The sequence below is a fragment of the Anaeromicrobium sp. genome (assembly GCF_025210435.1).
Taxonomy (GTDB): Bacteria; Bacillota; Clostridia; order Peptostreptococcales; family Thermotaleaceae; genus Anaeromicrobium.
Map to the genome: position 1 here is coordinate 1 of NZ_JAOART010000063.1, position 25,423 is coordinate 25,423.

Below are 25,423 nucleotides of genomic sequence, written 5' to 3' on the forward strand. Positions count from 1 at the left end.
CCTTCTTTAGAATCACCCGAAAGATCAACTAAAGAATTCTCGCTCGACTTGCATGTGTTAGGCACGCCGCCAGCGTTCATCCTGAGCCAGGATCAAACTCTCAAAATATATTGAAAATCTTTTGTCACTATTGTGACTACTCTATAAAAATTAACGTTATACCTTAAATAAAGGTTATATTTAAAATTCGCAATCAAATCAATTCCTATCCAGTCATTTATTTGATTACTCAAGCTGGCTTAAATTCTTATACTGTTTAGTTTTCAAAGTTCAATTTGTTTTGTCGCCTCGTTGCGACGACTATTAAATCTTATCATTTTTGTTTTTCAAAGTCAAGAACTTTTTTCTCATCACTTCTTGTCTTTCCCAACAACATGATATATGCTATCATTTCTTACTTCTCCTGTCAACACTTTTTCACAAGAAAATTCATCAACATTTATTATATCCTTCTTCTTTCTTCTATATACATAAAACATCCATATAGATTTATGAACACTAAACTCTTCTTATTATAGTAACTTGCCTATAAGGGAAACCATTGAAAATCTTTGGAACCCTGGAACGTCACAACATCCTCTGCTACTTGGGCATGACGCGTGAACCTTTATACGAAGATTCACACTTTCGCTTGTGACAAGGACTTGGGTGGAAAAGATTTTCAATGGTTTCCTGAAATAGGCACACATAAAGCTTGTTTATAATGAAGAAATCTATAAATCTATAATAAGAAGCCATCAGGTCTCCCCCTAATGACTTCTTTATTATTTATATGCTTAGGCATATTCAAAAAATAAATTAGTTTATTTCTTTCATATGCCTAAATCAATTCTAATCTTTTCATACATTCTATAATGATAGGATCTTCCACATTTCTATCATAGGCTTTTTTAATATATTCTTTTGCTAAATCTATTTCGCCAAAATTCATATATAAAACACCTAAATTACAAAGTATCTCACTATCTTCTACCCTAATACCTAAAGCCTTTTTAAACATTTTCTCTGCCTTATTAAAATCTCCTGTTGATCCATAACAAAGACCTAACTCATTTAATGTATCCACCTGCTGTGGTTTAAAACTTAGTATTTTTTCAAAATATTTAATAGCCTCATCCAGTTTATTTAATTGTCTATAGGCAAGACCTATGAAAAATAATAGATTCCACCAATCTGAATACTTTTCTTCTAATGGTAGCAACTTATCTAAACCTTCTTCTGGTCTATTGTTAAGTATGTAACTATAACCTTCTTCATATTGTATTTGTTCTTTTAACTCTTTTAACTTAAATAGTATTTCACTTTTCTTCTCATCATCTATTCCAAGTTCCATACATTCCTCCCAAGTTAATTGGGCCTTTTTAAATAGTTGTTTATTTGCATATCTAAATCCTAAATGATAATAGGCTGGTGCAAAATCTGGATATTTCTCAATGATTATCTCTAGTGCCTCAATACATTCATCCTTTAGGGCACCCTTATATTTTTTATCTTCCACAACCTCTGATAAATCTTGACATACCCTAGCATAATTATATAATCCATTAATATTTTCATCATTTAATATGACTAAAGCTCTAAAAGTTATTAAAGCCTCTTGAAACTTTTTATTATCCGCATATTTTAAACCTTCATATATTATGTAATCTTCAATTTTTTCATCAAACTTATATAAAAATTTCCTATATTCATTACTATACATGAAATTAGAATCAATTCCTATTACATAGATCATACCCCTGGCCATGCTAGCTACCTTAATTTCATTAGATGCACTACCATCCTTTATACTTTCTCCCATTTCATCTACCATCATGGGAATCTGTATATTTTCTAAACCTTTAAGCTGTTCATTTTTCATTTCTATATCTTTTCTTAATTCTATAAATACCACGTCATTTAATCTGTCTTTCAAATATGGTGCTAACCTTTTTTCCATAATTTCCTCCTAGAACCTTAATCCCATATTATTCATAGAAAAATTAAAACTCTGCTGCGTCCTTTTGATTCTAAGACATCCATCAAATTCTCAACGTACCTTATAGGTATGCCCTCAAACTTGATGAAAACCTTAGAAGTCAAAATTACTTGCACCCTTTCAAATTTTCCATAAATAATATGGGTTAATACATATTTCTCATGAACTTTCTCTTTTTTCTAGAAGAATTGCTAAGTAATTTAAATAACAATCCCCTATATATCATAGTAAAAAATAAAACAACTTGACCTAAAATATATCCTACAATATTACCCGCCTTCATGTAAATGCCACCAGATAATAAACTATTTATACTTAAAAATTTCCCCATGGCCAAATACAGTAGAATCCCTAAAATAATATTAGGCACAAACCACTCTAATGCATTTTCCCTTATAAAGTCAAAAGAGTATTGTATACTTCCTAAAATATCATATTGTTTTTGATAAATCACTTCTGGTAGGGGGTTTAAAAGAATTAATATTATTAAATCTAATATAAGTTTTAAACTCAAACCTCCCATACCAATTCTAAGTAAAGGACTAAAAAACAAATCTATAGTATATCCTACAAACCAAAACAAAAATACTACTCCATATACTTTTAAAAAATATGCTTTAAATCCGTATTTAAACTCATTTAATCTGGTCCTATTATACACAACTACATTTTCTATCAAATACAAATAATTGGAAAATATGGCACTTTGGCCTAAAGCTATGATTATACCTCCTAATATACGAAATATCATGGCTAGACTAAACATAAATATTAAAAGAATAGAATAGACTAATCCAACAAATAATACGGGCCAATTATCCTTAGATTTCTTTAGACTTTCTGGAATTATCTTTCCATTGATATTTATCATATCTTCAATCATACTAATCTCTCCCTATATTTTATAATTTAGTTTTATAATTTAATTTTATAATACATGGATTTTTCAAATACTTTTGTTTTTTTATCGTAGTCAAACAATATTGTTGTTATACTTTCTTCAACGTCCTTCTCATACCCTTTATTTATTAATGACAAAATATCATAATTAAAATTTATAACTTCAATCTTTTTTAGTATATTCTTAGCCTGCACCTTTTCATATTGACCTAGATATTTTATTATATTTTCTTCATCATGTAAAAAATCATGTATCCTTTCACTCATATTATCTATAGATATTCTTTTGAAAAAGCTTGGTAAGCTACCCTTATGTTGACTCATATAATCAAATTTTAGGATATTTTCAAACAAATCCACCTTTTCCTTTACTTTTTCATTGTAAAAATCCAATAATATCTTATATATTTTTTGTTTATTATGGGATACATGGAATAACCCCTCTAGCTGCCAATACTGACCTAGTTCTTCATAAAAGTCAAAGGGGCTAGTATAAAAATTCTTAACTATATATTCTACACTATGCTTCAAATGACCAGAATTATAATAGATTTCTACCATTTCTTCTAGATCCTTTAACTTTAAAATATCCTCATAGGACATATAATCATTTTTAAGTATTTCATAAGGAGCCTCATCCTTATATACGTAACCATGTTTTTTTTCATTTACCCTTATACTAGACCCCTTTAATAATTTTAAAAATCCTAGTTGAAGTTGTTCTGGCCTCAAATTATATACATCATCAAAGGATTTTTTAAATATATCATAGGTTTCAAAGGGAAGTCCCGCTATTAAATCTAGATGTAGATGGGTATTTTTAAACCCTGATACCATCTTTACAACCTTACTTAATTTTTCAAAATTCACATTTCTATCTATTTCTTTTATAGTATCATCATTAGTAGATTGAACACCTATTTCAAATTGAAATAGACCTTCCCTTACATCCTTTAAAAATTCCATAGTTTCCCCATCTATTAAATCTGCCGTTATTTCAAAATGAAAATTAGTATATCCATTATCATTCTCTTTTAGGAATTTCATAATATCTAAACTATGCTTTTTATTAGCATTAAAAGTTCTATCTACAAACTTCACCTGTCTTACATTATTCCTTATAAATATGCTAAGATCCCTCTTTACTCTATCCATAGAAAAAAATCTTACTCCCCTTATGGTAGACGAAAGACAATAGGAACAATTATAAGGACATCCCCTAGAACTTTCATAATATATTATTTTATTTTCATATTCACTTAGATCATCATCATAGGGTGAAGGAATTGAATCCAGATTCTTTATTAATGCTCTTTCATTATTCACATATGTTTTACCCTCTTTTTTATATGCAATGCCAGGTACATGTTCAAAGGATTCTCCTCTACTTTGTTTTCCTAAAAACTCCTTAAAGGTTTCTTCTCCTTCCCCAAACATAATATAATCTACAGATGGATTTTCTTCCATGACCTTCTGGGGATCAAAACTTACCTCTGGACCTCCTAGGGCTATTCTCATATTAGGATTTACCTTTTTTAGATTTTTACATAAAATCAAAGTTTTTTCTATATTCCATATGTAACAAGAAAAACATACAATATCATATTTTTTCTTGTAAATCTCTCCTAATATATAGTCCATCTTATTGTTTATAGTATATTCTTCTATATATACATTCTCAAATTCATTTTTAACATAAGTCTTAAGATATCTAAGGGCTAAAGTAGTATGGACATACTTTGCACTAAGTGTAGTAAGTAAAACTTTCATATATTCTTTCCTTTCCTCTATGTAATAATATTATTTTCAACCTTTTATGCCTTTTTTAATCACAACTTCAAATTATAACACATGTAAACTTGTTCACAAAGGTTATTTTTCATAGGGAAGTCTATTTTCTAAATATTCTGAGTGGAAAATTTCTTTTATGGTATAATATAACTAAGGCACATTTAACAAATAAAGTAGTCAGATTAGGCAGTAATAAGTTTTATGTGATTAATAAAATAAACAAAAGTACAAGTAAGCTGGCTGTTTTATTTTTTAAATGTACCTAAATAAGTGTGAGGTGATTCATATGACCCTAGCTTCTAGTAGATTATTAAGACATGAAATTTGTATGGAACAACTAAAGAAAACTGGAGCCGAAATAATAGATTTTGAAGGAGTAATGTTTTTTGTAAAATATAAAGTAGGAAAAATAGGCATTGTTTACTTATATCATCGTGGTACTGATAATACATATCTCCTTGAGAGAGTTAAGCCCTACTCCATGTTAATCAATCAATATAGAAAAGAAGAAGAAGTGGTTACTGCCATTACTAATGATATTGATCAATTTAGGAATGCTGCTAATAGTAAGAATTTTCCAGATTTTTTGAGTGTGGATCAGGACTTTACAAAAATAGTTAGATACTTTGAGGATTTATATCTTTATTATAATATTGACAAAGAAGATTTAACCCTAATGAAGGATGAGATAAAAAAAGTAGTAGATTTAATTTTAGATATAAAAAATAGGAGTAAAAGAGTATATTATAAAACAGAACCTAAAAGTTTTAAATAACCTTTTGATTTTGTCACTATTCGTGGTAAAATTTTGTTATACTCCAAAATTTTCTACATGACTTTGTCAAATTATCTTATATTACAGGAATACAAGTTTTACTAAAAACCCTTAGAGAATATGTTAGGATGGTGACTTTCTTGGAAACATTTAATAAAATTGCTATTGAAGAAATTAACAAAAGAGATCTTCTTATGATAATCGAAGCTCTTGATTATACAGGAAAAAATAAAAATAATCAGGATTTTATAGATTTAAAGGATAGCATGCTAAGGCAATTATGCTCCTTAGCTGAAACTAACGAAGAAGAATTTCTAAGTCTATTAGAAAAATAGTTAAAGGGACAGATTGTTTTACAATCTGTCCCTTTTATCATATATTATAACCTTCTAAAGAATTCTTCCTTCACATCATAGGGTCTTTTTAAATTTTCATCTAATATATTTATTAGATTTTCTTTGTCTTCAGGTAATGTTCCTGCTAAAGACACATAGTTTGAGGCATGGTTACTTCTAAATACACATTTTTCACTTATGTGTAAGTTCTCTATTAATATTTTAGTTTCTTTCATAACCTCTTGAGGTGATAACAACTTAAATTCTCCATTGTGAACTTGATCATATAATTCTGTTCCCTCTTGTATTAACAGGGTAAGTAAGCCCACATAATCTGGTTGAATTTCATTTATAACCCTTGCAGATTCTAGGGCATGTTTCTCAAGATTTTCTTCACTGCCAATTCCTGAAATTAAAGTGGCAGATAATTTAATTCCCGCTTCAATTATTTTCTTTCCGGCCTGAACAATTTCATCACTAGTAACGCCCTTTTTAATATTCTTTAGAATTTTATCACTACCTGACTCTATACCTAAGTATGCAATACCAATACCTAATTCTTTTAAAGACTTTAACTCCTCTACACTTTTTCTTAGAATATCCTTTGGAGCAGAATATATTCCAATTCTTTCACACTCAGGAAAAAGTTCCTTTATTTTTTGGAGAATTGTCTTTAAATCTTCTGTCTTCAATGCTAAGGCATTTCCGTCAGCTAAAAATATTCTCCTTATTTGAGAATAGTGACTTCTAGCCATTTGTAGATCTTCAAATATTTCATCTATATTTCTTTTTCTAAAGTTCTTATCCTTATACATACTACAAAATGTACACTTATTATGGGAACAACCTATACTAACTTGTAATATATAACTATAAGCCTCACTAGGAGGTCTATAAACACTGCCAACGTACCTCATATTTAATCCCTCCTTCTTTAAATTACATCTTAACAGGTGCTTTTATTCCTAATAGGCCTAAACCATTCTTAATAGTTTCCTTTGCAGCATATACAACAGTAAGTCTAGCCTTCTTAGTTTCTTCATCATCTACAAGTATTGGTGTTGCATGATAGAAACTGTTAAAGTCTTGAGCCACATCCACAATATATCTAGTTACTATTGAAGGCTCATTTTTTCTAGCTGCTTCCTTAACTATTTGTGGGAATAGTTCTATGGTCTTTAATAAGCTTATGGCTGCACCATCAAGTAATGAGAAATCTATATTAGAACTCACTTCCATATTTGCCTTTCTAAGTACACTACAAGCTCTAGCATGACTATATTGTACATAAGGACCAGTTTCCCCCTCAAAGTTTAATGTTCTATCCCAGGAGAAAGTATAATCCTTAATTCTATTATTAGATAATTCTTGGAACATGACAGCCCCAATACCTACAGCCTTAGCAATTTCTTCTAAGTTTTCTAAGTTAGCATTCTTTTCTTTCATTATCTCCGTAGTCTTTTCTACTGCTTTTTTAAGTACATCCTCCAAAAAAACTACTCTACCCTTTCTAGTAGACATGGTTCCTTCTTCTAATGCAACCATTCCAAAAGGTACGTGGATACAATCTTTGGCCCACTCGTGGCCCATAAGTTCAATGACCTTAAACCATTGGTTAAAATGTAGATTTTGCTGAGAACCTACCACGTAAATGTTCTTATAAAAATCATAATGATTTTTTCTGTAAATAGCTGCTGCTATATCCCTTGTTATATAAAGGGTAGAACCATCACTTTTTCTAATTAGTGCTGGTGGCATATTAAACTCTTCTAAATTTACTATATCTGCACCCTTTGATTCTTCTAATAAATTCTTTTCATTCATCTCTTCTATAACAGCAGGCATCTTATCTGAATAAAAACTTTCTCCCGCATAGGAATCAAACTCAATACCAAACATGTCATAAACTCTTTTAAATTCTTTTAAACTAACATCTCTAAACCATTGCCATAATCTCTTAGCCTCTTGGTCACCTTCTTCTAACTTTTTAAACCAAAGTCTAGCTTCATCTTCTAATTCTGGTTTTTCTTCTGCTACTTCATGGAACTTAATATATAACTTAAGTAATGCAGGAATAGGATTTTCCTCTACTTCCGATTGGACACCCCAAGCCTTAAAGGCAACTATTAATTTACCAAATTGAGTTCCATAGTCTCCTAAATGGTTTATACTAACCGTATTATAACCTAAGAAATCATATATGTTCTTAAGAGCATGACCTATAACTGTAGTTCTAATATGGCCTATATGAAAAGGCTTAGCTATATTAGGAGATGAGTATTCTACTATGACAGTTTTATCTTCTCCCACATCTGATGAACCATATGCTTCTTTTTTATTAAACACTTCTGTTATTATACTCTTAGCAAAGATAGTATTGTCCACGAAAAAGTTTACATATCCACCAGCATTCTCCACTTTGCAAAAACCTTCTACTTGTCCCATTTCATTTGCCAAATCCTCAGCAATCATATTAGGAGCTTTTCTAAATATTTTTGCCAATCTAAAGCATGGAAAAGCATAGTCTCCCATTTCACTATTAGGTGGTATTTCTATCATTTCTAATATTTCATTTTCATTTAAATCTTCTATTTTCCCTGCTAAAATTTCTGCCACTTGTTTTTTAAAATCTAACATGTCATATCCTCCTTATATTTTTAAAAAATATCTAAAAATTACAAAAAACCCCCACCTCTTCTAATACAAAGAGACGAGAGTTATCCCGTGTTACCACTCTTATTGGTACTTATGTACCCACTCTGAACCCCTTTAACGGAGGGCTTGCGTTTCACCTACTAATTTTCGGTAAAAATCTCAAAGGTGCGCTTGGGTCTTAGCATAGCATCAGGCTCTCACCATCCCTGATTCGCTTTAGCATTATCTAAAACTTACTTTCCTTTTCCTAGACATAATTTCCTTTATTATTCTTTATCGTTTATTAAATTATCATAATTTCCTATGTAAATCAAGACCTTTATAATTTTTTTTAATAAAAGAGCTTTAATTCATTCATTAAAGCTCTTTTATTAAATATTTACTTATCTGGATATAGGTTATCAAAATACTCCATAGGAGATTTTATTTTCATTTTTCCAATACTATTAACAACTTTTCCATCTACTAAAATCTGTACCTTTTCATTTCCAGGTAATATAGTTAAAGAGTTTACTATGGATGCAACAAGTAACTGAGCATCATCTTTAGTTCCCTTAAAATTATTAAATTCCTTTGATAAATTTACCCTTACTAAAGATCCATCCTTTTCAATGGATAATAGGTCAGTTCCCTTTGGAATGACATTTTCATATTCTCCAAATTCTTTAAAGTTTATTAATTCATTCATAACAAACTCTTCCATAGTATTTCCTTCTAATTTTGGATCATCTTCCTTTATAGTATATCTCTCATCAAATAGATAAGGCATATTTCTATTTTTTAAATAAAGAACATAATTTATATCCTTAGCCTCTTTTTTTATAACTTCCTCTGTCACTGGTACTTCCGTGTTTACTTCTTGTTTTTCTTCTTCCTTTTTTCCACACCCTATAAACAGGCTAGTCACCATTGTTAGCATGCAAATTCCTAAAATTATTTTTTTCTTCATCTTTAGTTCCCCCTTTAATGTGATAGTTATACTCATTATGCACAATTATGCCATGTTTTTTCAAAAGAGCCGAAGTGACTCCATCTCCCCTTTTCTTTTCACCAGAAAATGTTCCATCATATATGAAATTTGAACCACAGGATGGAGAGTTTTCCTTTAATATGACCTCTTTAACATTATATAATTTTGCAATATGAAGAGTTTCATAAGCACCCTTTAAAAACTCCTTTGTTTTATCTTCTCCCCTTTTATTTAAGACCTTCCCACAACCATCTATAACTGCCCCTGTCCTATGGATTATTTCACAGGGTATCCTTGGAGTAGGAAGACCTCCTAACTGTTCAGGACATATTGGTATTATATTTTTTCCCCTTGTCAATTCTAATATATCATATTTTAAGTTGTTTTTGCCATTATATTTACAATTTACACCCAATAGACATGCACTTATTAAAATCATTTTAATACCCCTATTTTAAAGTTACTATGGTAGCTCCACTTCCACCTTCACTAAAACCACCTATTCTAAATTTATCCACATGTTTATGCTTCTTTAACAACTGGGTAATACCTGCCCTTAATATGCCCGTTCCCTTACCGTGAATAATAGTCACTTCTGTTAGGTTAGCAATATACGCATCATCTAGATATTTATCCGTTTCTACTAAAGCATCCTCTAGACTTTGTCCCCTTAAATCTAAACTAGTCTTCACATTTGATTTTTTAGATTTATAAATTTTACCTATTCCGCTTTTCTTAACAGATTTTTTCTTATTTTTATCTTTTTTAAGATTCTTCACATTAACGTTTATTTTCATTATACCTGCTTGAACTGTTAAATCTCCATTGGAATCTGGTTTTGTCAAAACAGTTCCTTGCTGATTTAAGGAAAGGATTATAACATCATCTCCAACCTTTATATCCTTTGGAGTTAAATTGCTAAGTTCCATGTTTAAGTCAAGACCGTCCTCAAGTCCATTTAAACTAGTTCTTAACTTCTTTCTCATCTCTTCTATTTTTCTATTCTTATCTTTCTCACTTTGAGCATGGTGAAGATCTCTTAGTTCCTTTATTATATTATCAGCTTCTTCCTTTGCTTCTTTTAATAGTTTCCTTGCCTCTTGTCTTGCTTCCCTTAATACAGTTTCCCTTTGATGCTTTAATTTTTCCTTTTTACTTTCAAACTGTTCCTTTTCCTTCTCTATTTGAATCTTTAACCTAGAAGCTTCATCCCTTTCTTCTTGGGCAACCCTTTTATCCTTCTCAATGGTCTGAAGTATTTCTTCAAATTCAATATTTTCTTTCGTAAGTAATCCTCTAGCCCTATCTACAATAAAATCACTTAAACCTAATCTCTTTGATATTTCAAAGGCATTAGATTTTCCTGGAACTCCAATTAAAAGCTTATATGTGGGACTTAAAGTCTGTACGTCAAATTCCACTGAAGCATTTTCTACCAAGTCTGTAGTTAAAGCATATTCCTTAATCTCTGTGTAATGGGTAGTAGCTATGGTCTTACTCTTAAAACCAGCTAGATAATCTAGTATGGAAATGGCTAAAGCCGCTCCTTCTGTAGGATCAGTTCCTGCACCTAATTCGTCTAATAAAACTAGGGCATTTTCCTCCACATGATCTAATATATCCACAATATTGCTCATATGGCCTGAAAAAGTACTTAAGCTTTGTTCAATACTTTGCTCATCTCCAATATCTGCAAAGACCTGTTTAAACACAGACATTCTCGTTCCATACTGGGCTGGTACATGTAGACCACATTGGGTCATTATGGTTAAAAGTCCTACAGTCTTTAAAGTTACAGTTTTACCACCCGTATTAGGTCCCGTAATAACTAATGTATTAAATTCATCTCCAATCCATATATTACTTGGTACAACCGTATCCTTGTCAAGTAATGGATGACGACCATTTTTGATTCTTATAAAACCATAATCATTTACTTTAGGTTCTATGGCATTCATATGTACCGCTAATTTTCCCTTTGCAAATATGAAATCTAGCTTCTTTAATATTTCTTGATTAGCTAATATTTCATCCTTTTTCTCTGCCACCATAAGAGTTAATTCTAACAATATTCTTTCTATTTCTGATTTTTCCTGAAGCTTTAATTCCTTTAATTTATTGTTAAGTTCTACTATGGCCATAGGCTCTATGAACAAAGTGGCCCCTGAGGAGGATTGATCATGGATGAGTCCTGGTACATTAGCTCTGTATTCTTGTTTTACAGGTATAACATATCTATCGTCCCTCATGGTTATGATACTATCTTGAAGATATTTTTGCTTTGACGTGGAGGATATCATGGAATTTAATCTACTTCTAATAGTACCATTTTTATTTTCAATCTCCCGTCTTATATGTTTAAGTGTAGGTGATGCATTGTCAGAAATTTGATTTTCACCAATTATACACATATCAATCTTATCTTCCATATATTTAAAAGTATTAAGAGCACTAGTATATCCACTTAAACGATCATAGGTGTTATCTTCACCAGCTTCCCTTATAAATGATCTTATTCGCCTAGCAGCCCTTAGGGTATCACATACTTCTAATAATTGTCCTGCATATAGGGAAGATCCAATTTCTGCCCTTTTTAGATACATTAATAAATCATGTATACCACCTAAATTAGGATTTCCTCTCCTTAAAATCAAACTAGTGGCCTCTGCTGTTTCCTCCTGCATAGTTTTAACTTCATCTATGTTAGTGGCCGGCTCAAGGTTATCTACCAAATCTTTTCCTAATGTGCATGTGGCCATTGACTTTAACATTTCTTTGATTTTTGGAAATTCTAGTACATTTAAAGTCTTTTTATTCATGTTCCCTCTCCTTACTCTACGCCTCTAAAGAAATGCCCCTTGGTTATTCCTTTATTTTTTAATTCTTCTATCTTATGTGTATATTGGTCTATTTTACCATATATACCATTAGTATATATATCCATTATTTCCTTTACTTCTTTCCTTGACTCTATAGTAAAATCTAATCTTAAATTTTTCACACCCGATTTAATTATCCTATCTAGGTCTTGTGCCACAAATAGTGGACTTGTGTTTAATATTTCTACCTTACATTCTTCGTGGATCCTAATAGGGAATTGCGCCTTTAATTTATCCTTTAAATAAAAACTATCTTTTCTACATTCACCACATACCCTTTGTATATGTTCCTTTTTAGTTAAAGCATGTATAGGACAATACTTGCTAATCATAAGAGGAGCCCTTCCATATACAATAATTTCACACCCATTATAATATTGTACTATATCTTTTATCTGTTTTAAATTAAGTTCTAAGGATAGGGTAAATATTTTCACACCCTCTTCCTTTAAAAACTGGGCCGTATTCTTATTAAATACGTTTATGGAATAATCACAAAATATGTTCTTTTTATTTTCTTTTATCCTATTTAAAGTTCCCATATTTCCTGCCATGGCACAGGAACTATTTTTTATTATGTCTTCTATCTTTTCTAACTCCTTATCAGATGTGATTCTAAAAAAGGCAGGTATGATTTTTTCTTTTCCCAAATTCATGGCATCTTCTAAGGAATCCATATGGTCATAATATATTCTATTCACATCATATTTTAAAACTTCTTTTAACTGATCTATATTAGAACATTTAGCACTAATACTAATTTCATCTCCATGGACCTTCTCATATCTATTTAAATAATCCTTTAATTTCTTATTAAACTCATCTTCCCTTACTAAAGGCCTATCCTTTATTACCCTTCTTAAATCCGTTAATTTGTCTATGGCATTTCTTCTCAGTTCATTTAACACAGATACGGGAAAACTCACATTAGGATCTAACTCCATATTTAAATCCACAAGTTCGTAGGCAGTACTTTTTAATTTATTTATTTGATTATATACCCTATCTTCACCTATGGGCCTATTAATGGCCTTTTCTCCCATTTTTTCACTAAATTCATTTACATAGTTCCCATCATGATCCCATAGGCATAACTCTAGTTTTTCTCCAATTTTACCAATAAATTTGCCATATACATTTATCCTTTTATTATGTTTTTCATAAGTTGATCTAGCCTCAACAAGTAATTTTTCATCTAATATTTTATATACAGGATTACCTACTTGAGCCCTTTTATTAAAATCCAATTCAACCACTTGCTTACTAGTGGCCCTATCTATTAATTTATTGTTTATTTTCATATTATTAATATATAGTTGAGGATTGTCCCTATTTGTGGCCCATATCTCTATCTTATCCTTTTTGTTTAAATCCTTTTCTAATTTGATTTTTATTTTTTTTCTCTTACTATCATAGGACACTACTTTTCCTAAATAAGTTCCACGATTACTAGGTTTTTCAAAACTCATGAACCCTTTACCACTTTCACCTAGAATATATCCCTTTGTAAATTTCCTATTAAACATTTGTGCAACATTATTTAGGGACTCTTTGTCATCTTTAATCTCTTTATAATCGTAATAATGATCTATATATTCCCTATAGGTTCTTATTATAGTAGCCACATATTCGGGTCTTTTCATTCTACCTTCTATCTTTAAAGAAAAATTACCAACCCCTAATATTTCATCTATATTTTCTAGAATATTTAAATCCCTAGGACTTAATAGATAGTTACCTACTTTACTCTTTATTTTTTCATGGGAACTTAATAGATCATATTCTTTTCTACATGGTTGAGCACATCTACCTCTGTTACCACTTCTTCCCCCTATCATACTACTCATTAAACATTGGCCTGAATAACTAACACACAAAGCTCCATGGACAAAAATCTCAATATCTAAATCCGTATTATCATATATGTATTTAATTTCTTTCATGTCCATTTCCCTAGCTAACACTACCCTTTTAAAACCTAGTTTCCTTAAGAATTTTACATCCTCTAGATTATGGGCTGTCATTTGGGTACTAGCATGTATTTCAAAATCAGGTAGCAAATCCTTAATCATTTTGGCCACACCTAAATCTTGAACTATTATAGCATCTACACCTATACTATATAAAAAGAATAGATACCTTCCTAAATCCTTCATTTCCTTATCTAATATTAAAGTATTTATAGTTACAAATATTTTTGTATTTCTAACGTGACAGTATTCTACAGCTTCTTTCAGTTCTTCTTCATCAAAATTATTAGCACTCTGCCTAGCATTGAATAATTTCCCACCTAAGTAAACTGCATCTGCTCCATTTTCCACTGCTGCCTTTAAACTTTCCATACTCCCTACAGGAGCCAATAGTTCTACTTTATCCATTAGTTTCACTCCCAATTGATCATCCTTAATTCTACACAACAAAAAAGTAGTAATATTATTATATCACTACTCCTAGGTCAAATACTCATTTTTAACCCTTTTCATCAAAAGTATCAATAAAGGAATCTAATTCTTTTTTAGCTTGAACATATTTTATTTGACTATCAAAAACCTTGCTTTGAAGTTCTTCATTTTCTTTAGCTAGTTTATCTAGTTCCTGTTCCTTGAGTGCAAGGGTTGTTTTCAAATTTTCTATTTCCCTTAATTGTTCTTCCTTTTCGTTAAGAACCATTATAAGTGCCTTTTTCTCTTCTTCTAAAAGTCGTATACTATCTTCATATGCAACTTTATTTTCTTCCATTTCACTTTTAGTAGCAACAATTTCTGCCTTAGCTTCATTTAAAGCTTCTAAGGGCTCCTCTAACTTGTTTTTCCACCCTTGAACTTCTTCCCTAGATTTCATATATTCATCAGCTATATTTAGGGACGTAAGTACGGCTACCATGGATGTGCTTAGCTGATTGCTCTTTCTGGCCACATCTATCATTTTATCATCCACATAATTGGCAATCCTTTGTATATATTCTCTAGACTCTGTCCCTACCATAGTATATTCTTGTCCATATATTTTAACTACTACTTTTCGTTTATTGCTCATAACACCTCTCCTTTTAATATGGAGTCTTCTAAATTCATAAGTTCCATTTGTAAGGATTTATTTCTTTCATTAGTAAAATTTTAACTATATTCATTATTTTATCCTTAGTGTATTACTATGAAACACATTTAACGGAATTCTTTTACCTTATATTTCCATATACATCATATATAATTTAACTATATTATACCTTAGTAACAGTATAATTACTATACTTCCTTCTAAATTCATCTTTTCCTTTTTTTATTTGAAACTTCCTACCCATAAGTTAGGCATATTCAAAAAATAAATTAGTCATTTTCCTCGTTATGGAATCGCTCACATATGTTTAATATGCTCACTCCCCATGCCTTGAAAATAATCCAAATTCTTCAGGAACCTGACTAGTTTATTTTTTTCATATGCCTTATGTAAAAATGTATTTCTTAATATTTTCCTGAAGTAGGCTCACATTCTAAAAAAAACTCTAAATAATAAGAGAAAGTTGGCGAAATATCACCAACTTTTTCTTATTATTTTATTGCTCTTAAATATTGGTTTTTAGTTATCATATAAAAAAGCGTATTTATTATTCCATATACAAGGTACATAACTCCAGAATAAAAAAGGACTTGCCCATAGGAGCTAGAGTTGCCTATTAAATTTGAAAATACCATAGTATCTGCTGATTTCATAGCAAATATACTATGAATTATGCCGACTATAATAGGAATTAAAAACACAGGCATGACTCTTTTTGATACAACCCTACTTTCTATACTTTTGCACATACCTACTTTTCTTAAAATTTCATACTGTTTTTTCTCTTCCTCTGCTAACATTAACTGTTTAAAATATAAAAGGCTTGCCGTCATAAGTGCAAATACTACCCCCATGAACATTCCAATAAAACATACTAAGCCAAAACTTTGTAGTGATTCATCATAAAAATCATATGCAGTTCTATAACTTCCTACGTTCTTCTCTAATACATTCTTTAAATCCATATTTAACTTTTTAGATTCTAATGAATCTTCAAAGGAATATACATAGGCCTTATCATACAAAACTCCATCCTCTGTCCTATCTCTTATCTCTTTTCTTTCTAATAGGTCATTAAAATCCTCATCGTCAAGAATAATAGTATGGAAAGCCCCAAAATCTAGAAATCTAAAATTCATAAGATTTTTAATAGAAATTTCTTTATCCTGAAAATTTATTCTCTTTCCAATGAAAACCTCTTCTTCATGGCCCATATATCCTGCCATAAATGTGGCCTCTCCAGCTTTTAAATCTATCATCTTGTAGTTTTTATGTTTACTTGCCCACATGAGCTTTTTAAATAGGGACTCTGGATATACCCTAAGATAATCATCTTCATATTTGCCATAGCTTATAATTTCCCCATTTTCTACTTTAGGAGAACATACATATCTCTGTGCCACAACTTTTTTATCTATTTTTTTATTATGCTTTTTTAAAACTTCATCTACCTTATTTTCTATTTTATTATCCCCTGTATAAAAATATAAGTCATATCCTATTGTTTTGTATACATTTTTTCCAGCATTGAGATAAAGTACATATCCTGTTGAAAATGCAGTGGCTCCTACTGCTGATAAAATGGCTATAGTAGCCATAATAGTACTTATAGATTTGACTTTATGGGAAAAGAAATTAATAGCTATTAAATTTCCTCCATTATAATAAGTTTTTTTACGCTTTTTCATAATATTTATTATCTTAGGTAAGCCTGCCCAAAATAATAAATAGGTTCCACTTATAGTTAATATTAAAATTAACAAACTATACTTTAGTACCATATATGCTCTAGGATTACAAGCTAACATGTATCCACTACCTATTAATAGTAGAGATATGACAAGAAGGGTATATGACCCTTTACCCTTTGATTCTGAAATTTTGTCTCCCTTAAATAAATCTACTAATTGAAATTTATTGATTACTCTAGAACTTCCAAGACCCATTATGGAGAATATTCCTAAAAAAATTCCCATTGTAATTAATATGGATTTAAAATCCACACAAAAGTCCACTTCTCCCACATAAGAAATTATTGTTATATTAATTAATATCATGGCCATAAACTTAGAAAATATTATTCCCATAATAATACCTACTATTATGGCTCCCATACCTACTATTAAGGTTTCTATAAATATTAATTTAGTAATTTTATAGTTACTCATTCCAAATAGGGAGTATGTGGATATTTCTTTTTTTCTAGCTCTTATAAAACTATTATTAGAAATAATCAAGAAAAATACTATAAAAACCAACATGATAATACCAAAGCTCTTGAGTAAAGCTTTATATCTATCATCATAAGTAAAGGCCATAAGTACACTTTTATTTTCCATAAGGGCTAAGAATGTATATGCTGTAAATACACTAAAGGTTAGGGACAAAAAATACATAATATATTTCTTAAAATCCTTTTTTATATTATTTAAAGCTATTGTTTTAAATTTCATATCTATTACCTCCAATAATAGCCATAACATCAATTATTGAATTAAATAGTTCTGATTTGTTCCCGTTTGAATATAATTCATTATAAATTTCTCCATCTCGAATAAACATTATCTTATCACAATAACTAGCTGCATATATATCATGGGTAACCATTAATATGGTAGTTTCATACTCCTTATTTATAAAGGAAATTAAATCTAATAGATTTTTACTAGATTTAGAATCTAAATTTCCAGTAGGTTCATCTGCTAAAATTATCTTGGGATTTGTTATTAGTGCCCTACACGCAGCAGCTCTTTGTTGCTCTCCCCCGGATACTTCATAGGGATATTTATTTAATATATTCTCAATACCAATTTTTTTACATAACTCCCCTAATTTAGACTCCATATATTCTACAGAAGAATCCCTAAGGGCCAAAGGTAATAATATGTTTTCCTTCAATGTCATAGTATTTAACAAATTATAATCTTGAAATATAAAACCTATATTATTCATTCTATGGTATGCCAGTTCTTTTTTATTTAATTTAGTAATATCCTTATCTCCTATATATAATTTTCCTCCTGTAGGTCTATCAATACTTCCCAATATATTTAATAGGGTAGTTTTTCCAGACCCGGAAGGACCCATAACACCTAAAAATTCACCCTTTGATATTTCAAAACTCACATCCCTAAGGGCCACATATTCCTTTGATTTTTTCTTACCCCCATAAATTTTACTAATATTTTTCACTCTCAAAGTTTCCATAATCTCTCTCCTCCATATGACTTAACTAATCTCTATAGATTTCTTTATACACTAACTTGCCTATAAGGGAAACTATTGAAAATCTTTAGAACCCGGGAACGTCACAACATCCTATGCTACTCCAACATGACACATGAACCTATATACGAAGGTTCACACTTTCGCTTGTGACAAGGACTTGGGTGGAAAAGATTTTCAATGGTTTCCTGAAATAGGCTCGCATAAAGCTAATTTATACACCAGAAATCTATAATTAAATCATACCTCACAAGAAGTTTTAAAAAAATCGAATAGACTTACATTTTCCCAATACAACCTTACACTTTAGTCACATTGTATATGGAATCTATTTCCTTAAATACTAGGGTAAATTTAGCATACTCATTAACTTTTGATTCCATAACAATCTCATGACCTAACATATGACTAATTTTTTTAGATAAATACATGCCATATCCTGTGGATTTCATGCCAGCCCTTTCCTTAGAAGAAGTATATCCCCTTTTAAATATTTGACTTATGTCCTTACTATCTATGCCTACTCCTGTATTTTTTACTTCTATTAAAATACCCCTGTCATCTTTTATGGTTTTTATATCTATTGTGCCACCATCATTTGTATACTTTACTCCATTAGATATGATCTGTGAAATTATATACCCACTCCATTTTTCATCAGTAAGTACCTTGTAATCTTCACCTTCAATATTTATATTTATTCTCTTATAACTAAATATACTGGCATATTTTTTTAAGGATTGGCCTATCATTTTCTTTGTGCTAGTTGGTTTTAGTTTATAGTCATTATAAAAGTTTTTGGACTTTATATGGTAGAAATTTTTTTCTATAGCTTCTTCTATAGCTTTTATTTCCTTGTCCATGTCCTTATATATACTAAAGTTTAAATCGCCCCACTCATTATCTAAAATAAGCCTTAAAGCAGATATATGAACCTTTATGTCATGGATCCACTTAGTTATGAAATCAGATTCATCTAAGGATTCATTATATATTTTTTCCTTAAAATCTTCATATTCCCTTGAAAGTTCACATATGCATTTGGCATAGACCTTATCCATTGGATAAGTAAATTCTTCTATTGATTCTTCATAAAAATTTTTCTTACAATAATGACTCTTTACTTTCTTTATACGATAAATATATAAAAGATAGTCCCCTATGGCAAATATGACAAATAATACAAGTAAACTTACCATCATATATGTTCCATTAGAATTAGACATGGTAAACTTCTTGTCCATTTTATATACAATATAAGAAAATATATAACTAACTAAAATAAATCCATAGGTAAACCATCTTTCTATGAAATAATCCATTATCTTCATAAAAGTTTATATCCTTCTCCCTTTATAGTTTTTATATAGTCTAATTCCCCTAAAGTTTTTAACTTTTTCCTTAGTCTATTTACATTTACCGTCAAAGTATTGTCATCTACAAAACTCTCATCTTCCCAAAGAGCCTTTATGAAACGAGTTCTAGATATTATTTTATTTGGATTTCTCATAAGGATAGATAATATCTTACACTCATTATGGGTAAGTCTTACTTCCTTCTCTTCGCAAAATACACATGCATCTTCTATATTTAGTACTATATTTTTATATTGAATCACATTTAGAGCTTCATCGTTATAGGAATATGCTCGCCTTAGAATGGCTTGGATTTTTACAATTAGGAGATCTAACGAAAAGGGTTTTTCTATATAGTCATCTCCCCCTTGGGATATGGCCCTTATCTTATCCGATTCACTCTCCCTTGATGATATGTATATAATTGGCACCTTAGATATTTGCCTTATCCTTGAGCACCAGTAAAACCCATCATAATAGGGTAAATTAATATCTAGTAATATTAGATGAGGTTTAAATGAACTATATTGTACAAAAACATCTTTAAAATCCTTGCATACTAAAACCTCATATCCCCACCTTTTTAAATTGTCTTCTAGAATACACGCAATTTTTTTATCATCTTCTACTACAAATATCTTATACAAAAACTTCCCCCCTCCTCCCTATTATACCAAAAGATGTACTTTTACCAGTTAATCTTACATTATTGTTAGAATCCAATTTTGCTTGGCAATTTATATATAATGTTATATACCATCATTTTCTATTATCCTAATTTTATCTTTATTTTTTTCATATGCCTTACTTTTTTTGATTTTAATATATTCTTATATTAATACATGTAAAGAACTTATCCTCCACATGTATTTTCATTCTTTTTAACTTGTTCTATATTTTTTCAATATTCATTTAATAGAATTTTATTAAAACCCTTATTATTCATTTACTTTCTTAGATTAATCTTACTTATATACTACTAGGATATGCCTTAATACATCTACCCTATATATTCTATAAGAAATATCAAACAAAATATTACAAATGCTATGCCAATCATAAGTAAACCAACTTTGCCTTGCCTAATTTTTTCCAATCCCCACTTTTAAGCTGATTTATTCCACCTATTATTGCTGCATAAATACTAATTATTATACCTGTTCCTAATAAAATTAATAATATGTCTGCACTAAATTTAAAATAGTTAAAAACAAAGAGGCTGTCTGAAAATGCATAAACATGCATTGAGATAGCCCCTTTTAAATTGAATAGGTTATATTATTATTAGACTAGCGGAATCAGATGATGATTTAGTATGTGATCTATACTCTATTAATTTTGTTCCAAATATATACACATTAACATATTGACATAGAACCAATATTAACTTTTTTCATTATTTGAGCTTCCTGTTCCTTTGAGTATATACAAAGCCCCTGACTTTAAAATCAGAGGCTTTAATTTATTTTATTTCTTGAAAATTATGTGCTTTTGTAATAAAGTCTGATTAAAACACTTATTACTAATGATCAAAATTGCCCTGCGTTTGAATAAATAAATTTTTACCAATATAATATATACTCTATCTTCACGAAACAAAATTATCCACAAGTAATTGCCACAAAGTGTTTCCTAATCTATAAAAAACATAATACAAGCCAATACAAGCGTTATACCGAATATAAATAATGCTCTCTTTACTTCCTTAACTTCATTTTCTTTCCCACTTCTTAATTTGGTTCTTACACCTATTATTGTCGCATAAATAATAATCATTATCATTAATCCTAGTAAAATCAATAATATATCTACACTAAAATTTAAATAGTTTTCTCCCATTACATATAGTATAAATATAATTATAATTATACTTAATACTTTAATTATAAATTTATCATAATTAGAATACTTTATTTTTTTATACCTAAAAAATGCCTTTATACCTAATAACAATCCAAGTACTGCAAAAAATATTTGTAAGTACGGAGGTAAATATCTAAATATATATCCATAGCCTATTATTGATAATACCATCCATATTGATCCATCTTTCTGTCTATTTTTCATCTATTATTCTCTCTTTCACAATTTATAAAATATATCATTTTATATGTCTTTTAATTTCATTCCCTAACTATCATCTACTGTCAATTTATTTTCACTTTGAAAATCTTCAATATTATTTAGTGTTAAAAGATACTTGTTTTTCTAAACAACAGGAATTCTCATACTATTATCATATTTACCTCCTATGCTTTTATCACCATAAAATGCATCTTTAAAAATAGCACCACCTATACCTATGGCACTAACAATTATTATACTACCTACTACAGCTAATCCAGCAGGTATTGATGCCGCAGCAATGGCGCTTCCCGCAAAATTCTTTTTGTCCGCCTTATTAAATGTAGATGTAATTTCTTTATAACCTTAAACAACTGTATCTTTGACTTTATTATAAGCAGTTGCTAAAGCTTCTCGTGCATTATTCCAAATATCCCTAATCCAACTAAAACCATTAGGATCAACATTATTAATTGGATTATTAGCTGCATAAGCATATAAATTAAGTCCTACTCCTACATCCCTAGTAATAAATCTTCCCAAATAAGGAGATTAATATCTATTCTTTAAGTAATGCATCCCTGTCTCATCATCAAACTGATACCCACTATATCTAAATGGATTTGCCTTCCACAGTGGTACTCCATCTCCTGTACTTGCTGTATAAGTATAACCCTTTATATATCCCCATGGATCATAGTCATAGGTGACTACCTTATTTCCATTTTCATCTGCCAATGCCAATACACTTCCATGGGCATCATACAAATACCAATAGTTCTTTGGTATGGCACTTGTATAATCTATCATATATACAGGTCTGCCTTGTATATCCCTTACAAAAAAGTATTTTAAAGTGTTATTTTCATTTGTTATATAAGCTAGTTTATCTCCATTATAATAATAGTATTCAGTTTTCCCATTTGCTATTTTCTTACTTCTAAGTCCACTAGCATTATAATCATATGATCCTATCTAAACTTCATTTTGGTTCGACTCAACAATATAATTCTAAAAACAACAAAAGAAGGTCTTGCGACCTTCTTCATTAATCTCTTAAACTTCCACCAATTTTTTCTTCTAATTCCTTAATTATATTATTATGAACTTTAGTAACCTCTTCGTCTGTTAAAGTTCTATCCTTAGCTCTATAAACTAAAGAATAGGCTATACTCTTGTGGCCTTCTTCCACTTGCTTTCCTCTATATACATCAAATAGTGTAATACTTTCTAATATTCCACCACCATTAGCAGTTACCACATCTTGTATATCTTTAACATAAACATCCTCTTTAACAACTATGGCGAAGTCCCTAGTCATGGCTGGATACTTTGGAAGTGGTGTATAACCCTTATCTAAATCTATATGGTTTATCATAGCTTCAAAATCTAATTCTGATACATATACCCTTGTACCTATCTTATAGTTTTCACATACATTTGGATGAAGTTCTCCTAATGTACCTACAACTACTCCCTTTACTAACACATTGGCACATCTTCCTGGATGGAATGTAGTATTAGACTTTTCTGGTACAAATTCCACTCCATCTATACCAAATCTACTAAATACCCTTTCTACCACTCCCTTTAAAGAGAAGAAATCCACATCTTTACCATACATACCCATAGTAACAGCTCTCTTCTCAGAAGGTAGTATGTCTTCTCCTGGTATGAAAGTATTTCCACATTCAAAAGCACGGGCTGACTCCACATTTTTGTTATAGTTTCTTCCTAACACTTCTATCATATTACCCATTAATGTAGTTCTCATTACACTAGTTTCTTCTCCTAGTGGATTTATTACCTTCACCACATTCCTTAGGGAACTTTCTTCATTTACGCATAAGTTATCAAGTACACTAGGGCTTACAAAGGAATAAGTTAAAATTTCATTTAACCCTGCACCATTTAAAGTGTCCTTAAGTATGTCTACACTAGATTGTACTGGAGTTTTTCCTCCTTGAATACTATCTTTGTATAGGGTAGTTTCTAATTTATCATATCCATAGATTCTAGCAATTTCCTCTACGAAATCTATTTCTTTTATCATATCTCCCCTATAAGTAGGAACAGTTACTTCAAAGTCTTCTCCAACTGTCTTTACCTTAAACTCTAAGCTTTCAAAGATTTTTACCATTTCATCATTAGAAAGTTTAGTTCCAAGTAATCCATTTATTCTAGAACTTCTTACCTTTATAGTTTTTTCTTCTGTCTTGTTTTCATATATATCAATATGAGATCCTACAACTTCTCCAGCTCCTAATTGTTCCACCAATTGACAGAATCTATTAGCAGCAGTTAAGGTAGTATTAGGATCTACTCCCTTTTCAAACCTAGAAGAAGCCTCTGTTCTTAAACCTAAGTCCTTAGATGTCTTTCTTATGTTGTCCTTATTAAAATGGGCTGCCTCTAAGAATATGGTCTTTGTACTATCCTTAATCTCAGTATTTTCTCCACCCATTACTCCAGCTATACCTACTGGCTTTTTACCATCACATATTAAAAGTATATCCTCATTTAGCTCTCTTGCTTGACCATCTAATGTTTTTATAGTCTCCTTAGCTTTTGCATTTCTAACTATGATTTTTCTATCTTCCACATCTTCTATATCATATGCATGCATTGGTTGACCGAACTCTAACATTACAAAGTTTGTTATATCAACTATGTTACTTATTGGTCTAATGCCTGCTCTCATAAGCCTGTTTTGTAACCACTCTGGAGATTCTTCTATCTTTACATTCTTTATAACTCTTCCTACAAATCTATCACAAAGATCCTTATTCTCAACTTCCACCTTCATGTAGTCATTAGCATCTTCCACTTCACTATTAATCCTTATTTCAGGATATTTCATAGGAACATTAAAAGTAGCTCTAGCTTCCCTAGCCATACCAATTACACTTAAGCAATCTGGTCTATTAAATGTGATTTCAAATTCCATTACAGAATCATCAAGTCCCATTATTTCCTTTACTTCTGATCCTAATGGATATTCTTTGTTAAATATGTATATGCCATCCTTATTTTGACTTGTGGGTAATATATTATCACCAATTCCTAGTTCTGTCCCTGAACACATCATACCATTAGATACTACTCCACGAAGTTTTCCCTTTTTAATCTTTGTTCCATCAGGTAATCTTCCACCACTTAATATAACCGGAATATAGTCTCCTTCTTTCACATTGTCTGCACCTGTAACTATTTGAACTACTTCTTCTCCCACATCCACTTGAGTAACTATTAGGGAATTTGCATCTGGATGTTTTTTGATTTCTAATATTTTTCCAACTACAATTTTATTCATTTTTCCTGCTGGATTTTCCACAGTTTCTATATTAGAGCCAGACATGATAAATCCATCTCTTATTTCTTCAACACTTAAGTTTTTTAAATCCACATAATCATTTAACCAATTTAACGATACTAACAC

General features: G+C 30.3%; 22 protein-coding genes, 1 rRNA gene and 1 other annotated feature. Of the genes, 2 read left to right on the plus strand and 21 right to left on the minus strand.

Annotation, left to right across the window (positions count from 1 at the left end; genetic code table 11):
• The 5 genes from N4A57_RS07400 to N4A57_RS07420 all read right to left on the minus strand — a co-directional run.
• Positions 1-108: ribosomal RNA gene (locus N4A57_RS07400) — 16S ribosomal RNA — on the minus strand; the annotation flags it as partial.
• Positions 109-350: 242 nt separating this feature from the next.
• Positions 351-479 (minus strand): hypothetical protein, encoded by a 129-nt coding sequence (locus N4A57_RS07405; RefSeq protein WP_293657227.1) that lies wholly within the window; start codon positions 477-479, stop codon positions 351-353.
• Positions 480-820: 341 nt separating this feature from the next.
• Entirely contained in the window at positions 821-1,939 is a 1,119-nt protein-coding gene (locus tag N4A57_RS07410; protein ID WP_293657229.1) for a tetratricopeptide repeat protein, read from the minus strand.
• A 184-nt stretch (positions 1,940-2,123) separates the two neighbouring features.
• Complete coding sequence (locus N4A57_RS07415) at positions 2,124-2,861, minus strand: hypothetical protein (RefSeq protein ID WP_293657231.1); 738 nt, start codon at positions 2,859-2,861, stop codon at positions 2,124-2,126.
• A gap of 32 nt (positions 2,862-2,893) precedes the next feature.
• On the minus strand, positions 2,894-4,648 hold the full coding sequence (locus N4A57_RS07420; protein WP_293657232.1) for a B12-binding domain-containing radical SAM protein: 1,755 nt from the start codon (positions 4,646-4,648) through the stop codon (positions 2,894-2,896).
• Positions 4,649-4,955: 307 nt separating this feature from the next.
• On the opposite strand from N4A57_RS07420, the gene N4A57_RS07425 reads away from it, so the two are divergent.
• Both N4A57_RS07425 and N4A57_RS07430 read left to right on the plus strand, forming a co-directional pair.
• A complete protein-coding gene (locus N4A57_RS07425; RefSeq protein ID WP_293657233.1) occupies positions 4,956-5,444 on the plus strand; it encodes a hypothetical protein in 489 nt (162 codons plus the stop codon).
• A gap of 140 nt (positions 5,445-5,584) precedes the next feature.
• Positions 5,585-5,779: a hypothetical protein gene (locus N4A57_RS07430; protein WP_330671479.1), complete on the plus strand. Its 195-nt coding sequence runs from the start codon at positions 5,585-5,587 to the stop codon at positions 5,777-5,779.
• A 44-nt stretch (positions 5,780-5,823) separates the two neighbouring features.
• Here N4A57_RS07430 and N4A57_RS07435 read toward each other — a convergent pair whose 3' ends face one another.
• The 16 genes from N4A57_RS07435 to pheT form a co-directional block, all read right to left on the minus strand.
• Positions 5,824-6,696 carry a radical SAM protein gene (locus N4A57_RS07435; protein WP_293657237.1) on the minus strand — a complete coding sequence of 291 codons (873 nt, stop codon included), beginning with the start codon at positions 6,694-6,696 and terminating at the stop codon, positions 5,824-5,826.
• A gap of 22 nt (positions 6,697-6,718) precedes the next feature.
• Positions 6,719-8,416: an arginine--tRNA ligase gene (argS, locus tag N4A57_RS07440; RefSeq protein WP_293657238.1), complete on the minus strand. Its 1,698-nt coding sequence runs from the start codon at positions 8,414-8,416 to the stop codon at positions 6,719-6,721.
• A gap of 66 nt (positions 8,417-8,482) precedes the next feature.
• Positions 8,483-8,692, minus strand: a binding site (T-box leader).
• Positions 8,693-8,813: 121 nt separating this feature from the next.
• Positions 8,814-9,383, minus strand: coding sequence for a GerMN domain-containing protein (locus tag N4A57_RS07445; RefSeq protein ID WP_293657239.1), 570 nt, complete (start codon positions 9,381-9,383; stop codon positions 8,814-8,816).
• A complete protein-coding gene (locus N4A57_RS07450; RefSeq protein ID WP_293657240.1) occupies positions 9,334-9,843 on the minus strand; it encodes a DUF523 domain-containing protein in 510 nt (169 codons plus the stop codon). The genes N4A57_RS07445 and N4A57_RS07450 overlap by 50 nt, the downstream gene beginning before the upstream one ends.
• A gap of 10 nt (positions 9,844-9,853) precedes the next feature.
• A complete protein-coding gene (locus N4A57_RS07455; protein ID WP_293657241.1) occupies positions 9,854-12,223 on the minus strand; it encodes an endonuclease MutS2 in 2,370 nt (789 codons plus the stop codon).
• 11 nt (positions 12,224-12,234) lie between these two features.
• Positions 12,235-14,661, minus strand: a complete 2,427-nt coding sequence (locus N4A57_RS07460; RefSeq protein WP_293657242.1) for a U32 family peptidase — start codon at positions 14,659-14,661, stop codon at positions 12,235-12,237.
• A 91-nt stretch (positions 14,662-14,752) separates the two neighbouring features.
• Complete coding sequence (zapA, locus tag N4A57_RS07465; protein WP_293657243.1) at positions 14,753-15,319, minus strand: cell division protein ZapA; 567 nt, start codon at positions 15,317-15,319, stop codon at positions 14,753-14,755.
• Between the two features lie 512 nt (positions 15,320-15,831).
• Positions 15,832-17,793, minus strand: a complete 1,962-nt coding sequence (locus tag N4A57_RS07470; RefSeq protein WP_293657244.1) for an ABC transporter permease — start codon at positions 17,791-17,793, stop codon at positions 15,832-15,834.
• A complete protein-coding gene (locus tag N4A57_RS07475; RefSeq protein WP_293657245.1) occupies positions 17,783-18,547 on the minus strand; it encodes an ABC transporter ATP-binding protein in 765 nt (254 codons plus the stop codon). The genes N4A57_RS07470 and N4A57_RS07475 overlap by 11 nt, the downstream gene beginning before the upstream one ends.
• A 317-nt stretch (positions 18,548-18,864) precedes the next feature.
• Positions 18,865-19,896: an ATP-binding protein gene (locus N4A57_RS07480; protein WP_293657246.1), complete on the minus strand. Its 1,032-nt coding sequence runs from the start codon at positions 19,894-19,896 to the stop codon at positions 18,865-18,867.
• A complete protein-coding gene (locus N4A57_RS07485; protein ID WP_293657247.1) occupies positions 19,893-20,567 on the minus strand; it encodes a response regulator transcription factor in 675 nt (224 codons plus the stop codon). Before N4A57_RS07485 ends, N4A57_RS07480 begins: the two co-directional genes overlap by 4 nt.
• A gap of 409 nt (positions 20,568-20,976) precedes the next feature.
• A complete protein-coding gene (locus N4A57_RS07490) occupies positions 20,977-21,165 on the minus strand; it encodes a hypothetical protein (protein ID WP_293657249.1) in 189 nt (62 codons plus the stop codon).
• A gap of 387 nt (positions 21,166-21,552) precedes the next feature.
• The gene (locus N4A57_RS07495) at positions 21,553-21,987 is read right to left on the minus strand and encodes a hypothetical protein (RefSeq protein ID WP_293657251.1); all 435 of its coding nucleotides are present in this window, start codon (positions 21,985-21,987) and stop codon (positions 21,553-21,555) included.
• Between the two features lie 363 nt (positions 21,988-22,350).
• Entirely contained in the window at positions 22,351-22,527 is a 177-nt protein-coding gene (locus tag N4A57_RS07500) for an RHS repeat-associated core domain-containing protein (protein ID WP_293657252.1), read from the minus strand.
• Positions 22,528-22,536: 9 nt separating this feature from the next.
• Positions 22,537-22,794: a hypothetical protein gene (locus N4A57_RS07505; RefSeq protein WP_293657254.1), complete on the minus strand. Its 258-nt coding sequence runs from the start codon at positions 22,792-22,794 to the stop codon at positions 22,537-22,539.
• Positions 22,795-23,032: 238 nt separating this feature from the next.
• Positions 23,033-25,423 (minus strand): phenylalanine--tRNA ligase subunit beta, encoded by a 2,391-nt coding sequence (gene pheT / locus N4A57_RS07510; RefSeq protein WP_293657255.1) that lies wholly within the window; start codon positions 25,421-25,423, stop codon positions 23,033-23,035.

Coding starts and splice junctions, on each gene's coding strand:
- N4A57_RS07405 (WP_293657227.1), bottom strand. CDS start 479: ATGTTTTATGTATATAGAAGAAAGAAGAAGGATATAATAAATGTTGAT.
- N4A57_RS07410 (WP_293657229.1), bottom strand. CDS start 1,939: ATGGAAAAAAGGTTAGCACCATATTTGAAAGACAGATTAAATGACGTG.
- N4A57_RS07415 (WP_293657231.1), bottom strand. CDS start 2,861: ATGATTGAAGATATGATAAATATCAATGGAAAGATAATTCCAGAAAGT.
- N4A57_RS07420 (WP_293657232.1), bottom strand. CDS start 4,648: ATGAAAGTTTTACTTACTACACTTAGTGCAAAGTATGTCCATACTACT.
- N4A57_RS07425 (WP_293657233.1), top strand. CDS start 4,956: ATGACCCTAGCTTCTAGTAGATTATTAAGACATGAAATTTGTATGGAA.
- N4A57_RS07435 (WP_293657237.1), bottom strand. CDS start 6,696: ATGAGGTACGTTGGCAGTGTTTATAGACCTCCTAGTGAGGCTTATAGT.
- argS (WP_293657238.1), bottom strand. CDS start 8,416: ATGTTAGATTTTAAAAAACAAGTGGCAGAAATTTTAGCAGGGAAAATA.
- N4A57_RS07445 (WP_293657239.1), bottom strand. CDS start 9,383: ATGAAGAAAAAAATAATTTTAGGAATTTGCATGCTAACAATGGTGACT.
- N4A57_RS07450 (WP_293657240.1), bottom strand. CDS start 9,843: ATGATTTTAATAAGTGCATGTCTATTGGGTGTAAATTGTAAATATAAT.
- N4A57_RS07455 (WP_293657241.1), bottom strand. CDS start 12,223: ATGAATAAAAAGACTTTAAATGTACTAGAATTTCCAAAAATCAAAGAA.
- N4A57_RS07460 (WP_293657242.1), bottom strand. CDS start 14,661: ATGGATAAAGTAGAACTATTGGCTCCTGTAGGGAGTATGGAAAGTTTA.
- zapA (WP_293657243.1), bottom strand. CDS start 15,319: ATGAGCAATAAACGAAAAGTAGTAGTTAAAATATATGGACAAGAATAT.
- N4A57_RS07470 (WP_293657244.1), bottom strand. CDS start 17,793: ATGAAATTTAAAACAATAGCTTTAAATAATATAAAAAAGGATTTTAAG.
- N4A57_RS07475 (WP_293657245.1), bottom strand. CDS start 18,547: ATGGAAACTTTGAGAGTGAAAAATATTAGTAAAATTTATGGGGGTAAG.
- N4A57_RS07480 (WP_293657246.1), bottom strand. CDS start 19,896: ATGAAGATAATGGATTATTTCATAGAAAGATGGTTTACCTATGGATTT.
- N4A57_RS07490 (WP_293657249.1), bottom strand. CDS start 21,165: ATGCATGTTTATGCATTTTCAGACAGCCTCTTTGTTTTTAACTATTTT.
- N4A57_RS07495 (WP_293657251.1), bottom strand. CDS start 21,987: ATGAAAAATAGACAGAAAGATGGATCAATATGGATGGTATTATCAATA.
- N4A57_RS07505 (WP_293657254.1), bottom strand. CDS start 22,794: ATGATAGATTATACAAGTGCCATACCAAAGAACTATTGGTATTTGTAT.